3 protein-coding genes and 1 pseudogene are annotated in these 2486 nt (G+C 64.6%); 2 read left to right on the top strand and 2 right to left on the bottom strand.

Annotated features, from left to right (window positions below):
• Together EOA38_RS33530 and EOA38_RS33535 are read right to left on the bottom strand one after the other, a co-directional pair.
• On the bottom strand, positions 1 to 303 hold a 303-nt coding region (locus EOA38_RS33530), incomplete at its 3' end, for a phosphoribosyltransferase family protein (protein WP_281060146.1).
• Between the two features lie 194 nt (positions 304 to 497).
• A complete protein-coding gene (locus tag EOA38_RS33535; RefSeq protein ID WP_127301251.1) occupies positions 498 to 1145 on the bottom strand; it encodes a hypothetical protein in 648 nt (215 codons plus the stop codon).
• Positions 1146 to 1325: 180 nt separating this feature from the next.
• Here EOA38_RS33535 and ftsE point away from each other — a divergent pair, with 180 nt between their 5' ends.
• A complete protein-coding gene (gene ftsE / locus EOA38_RS33540; RefSeq protein WP_126091697.1) occupies positions 1326 to 1985 on the top strand; it encodes a cell division ATP-binding protein FtsE in 660 nt (219 codons plus the stop codon).
• Positions 1978 to 2486, top strand: a pseudogene (locus tag EOA38_RS33545) (ABC transporter permease); the annotation flags it as partial. The gene ftsE and the pseudogene EOA38_RS33545, both read left to right, overlap by 8 nt.

The following is a 2486-nucleotide window of genomic DNA, read 5'->3' on the forward strand; positions in this document are numbered from 1 at the left end:
GATCAAAAGCACGTCGCGTCCGGCGACCTCGTTGTCGATGTCGCGCAGCACCCTGACCTCGCCGCTGGTGGTGCCGGCGCCGTAGCTGGAGATGAAGATGAACTCGACCTCGGGCGACAGGCCGACATCATGCATGGCGCGGATGAGATCGGCCGCGAAAACGAACGAGCCTTTCAGGATCGAGATCACCAGCAAGTCGTGGTAGTCGCGCCCGGCGATCTCCTTGGCGAGTTCGAGATTGCGGCGGGCAATCGCCGACGCCGAAAACAGGACCTCGATGTCCTTGCCGCGCACAACTGGCATCAACTACCTTTCCAAAAAGATCGCCCCGGGCGTGTCGAGATTCAGGTCGGGCCGAGCCGGAGTCGAAGACGGGCGCGGAGCGACCAAACTGGGTGGTTTCCGGGAACCGGAACGGAGCGTACTTAAAGTACGCGAGTACCGGAAGCGCAGGAAACCGCCATTTGCAGGCCGGCCTCACCTGAATGTCGACGCACCTAGCCGGCGAAGGTGACCGATACGGCCCTCACGCCGTTTCTAGGCACTTCGAGCCGGCTGGAAAAGCCGAATCTTTCGCCGGGCGCCAGCGAGCGATTGGATGTCCCCAGCCTGTAGCGGATGACATTGCTGGCATTGTCGGTGACTCGGATCTCGAGCGGCGGCAGCGACTGTGCGCTTACCCCGTCATTGGCAGCCTCGCCGTCGACGAACAGGACCGGTTTAAGCCCCGAGGCGTCGATACGCGAGGTGACGCTGGAAATGCTGAACGCGCCCGCGGGCTGCGAGGTCGTCCAGAACGGGCTCTGGCGCACCAGGGCATGTCCGCCCGACACCCAGAAGGCGGCGAGTGCCATGCCGATGCCAGCGATCCAGAAGATCGGGCCGCCGCGCGAGAACCGCGCCGGCGCAGCCTCCGGCTTACGCAGCATGCCCATGCCTTCGATCGGTGGCGTCGAGGAGGTTTGTGGCGGTGCCGACGGCACCGCAGTCGGTTCCGGACGAACAGCGAGACGCGGCAGCACCACATAATCGGCATCGACGATGTCGGCCGGCGTATCGTGCATGACGCGCTCCGGCGCCGCATTTGCCGCCCGAGCGGTCATGATTTCGCCGGAAACAGGGCGCGCGGTTCGTTTCTCAGCCATTACGGCCCCTGTGAGTCTTGGTAGCTTTTGGGTAAACGGAAATGGTTAACGCTTCCCCACCGGAACAGCCGTGAAACGTCGAAAACGAACCGAAATTAACCGGCGATTAACCATGCCGGCCGATGGTCTTTGTAGAGAACAGGCTGGCAGGACGCCGCCCAAGGTTTCAGGTCGCCGAACGTGATCCGCTTTGAAAATGTCGGCCTCCGCTATGGCATGGGTCCGGAGATCCTCCGCGACATTTCCCTGCACATTCCGGAGCGTTCCTTTCAGTTCCTGAGCGGCCCCTCCGGCGCCGGCAAGACGACCTTGCTGCGGCTGCTCTTCATGTCGCTGAAGCCGACGCGCGGCCTGATCACCATTTTCGGCAAGGACCGCTCGCGCATCTCACGCGGCGAGCTGCCGCTGCTTAGGCGCCGCATCGGCGTGGTGTTTCAGGATTTCCGCCTGCTCGACCACATGACGACCTATGAGAACGTCGCGCTGCCTTTGCGCGTGCGCGGGCGCGAGGAGGCAGGCTATCGCACCGACGTGACCGAACTGCTGAAATGGGTCGGCCTCGGCGACCGCATGCATGTGCTGCCGCCGGTCTTGTCCGGCGGCGAGAAGCAGCGCGCGGCGATCGCGCGGGCGTTGATCGAGCAGCCGGAAATCCTGCTGGCCGACGAGCCGACCGGCAATGTCGATCCGCCGCTGGCGCGCCGGCTGCTGAGGCTGTTCATCGAGCTCAACCGGCTGGGCACGGCCGTGGTCATCGCCACTCACGACCTTGGCCTGATGGAGCAGGTCGATGCGCGACGCATGATTCTCGCCGGAGGAAGGCTGGATGTCTATGACTGATCTTCCAGCCGATCACCTGCACGAGGAAGCCGTCGACACGATGCCGACTATGCGGCGCGTCCAGCGCAAAATGGCGCCGATCGTGCCGGCGCAGAATATCGCCGGCCGGGCGCTGGTGCTGGTCATCGCCATCATGACCTTCCTGTCCTGCCTGACCTTCGGCGCCGTGACGCTGGTGCGCGACACCGCCTCGGTGTGGGAGAACCAGATCTCGCGCGAGGCGACGATCCAGATCAAGCCGGTCGAAGGCCTCGACATGGAGGCAGCCCTCGCGCAGGCCTCGCAGATCGCAAGCGAATTCCCTGGTGTGAAGGGCACGAAGATCGTCGACCGCGATGCGACGGCGCGCCTTTTGGAGCCGTGGCTGGGCACCGGCCTCAACATCGATGAGCTGCCGGTGCCGCGCCTCATCGTCGTCACCATCGACGAGGCCAGCCCGCCCGACTTCGCCGCCATGCGCGCCGCGATCACCCCCAAGCTGCCGAGCGCTGCGCTCGGCAG

The organism is Mesorhizobium sp. M1E.F.Ca.ET.041.01.1.1, assembly GCF_003997355.1.
Taxonomy (GTDB): domain Bacteria; phylum Pseudomonadota; class Alphaproteobacteria; order Rhizobiales; family Rhizobiaceae; genus Mesorhizobium.

Coding starts and splice junctions, on each gene's coding strand:
- EOA38_RS33535 (WP_127301251.1), bottom strand. CDS start 1,145: ATGGCTGAGAAACGAACCGCGCGCCCTGTTTCCGGCGAAATCATGACC.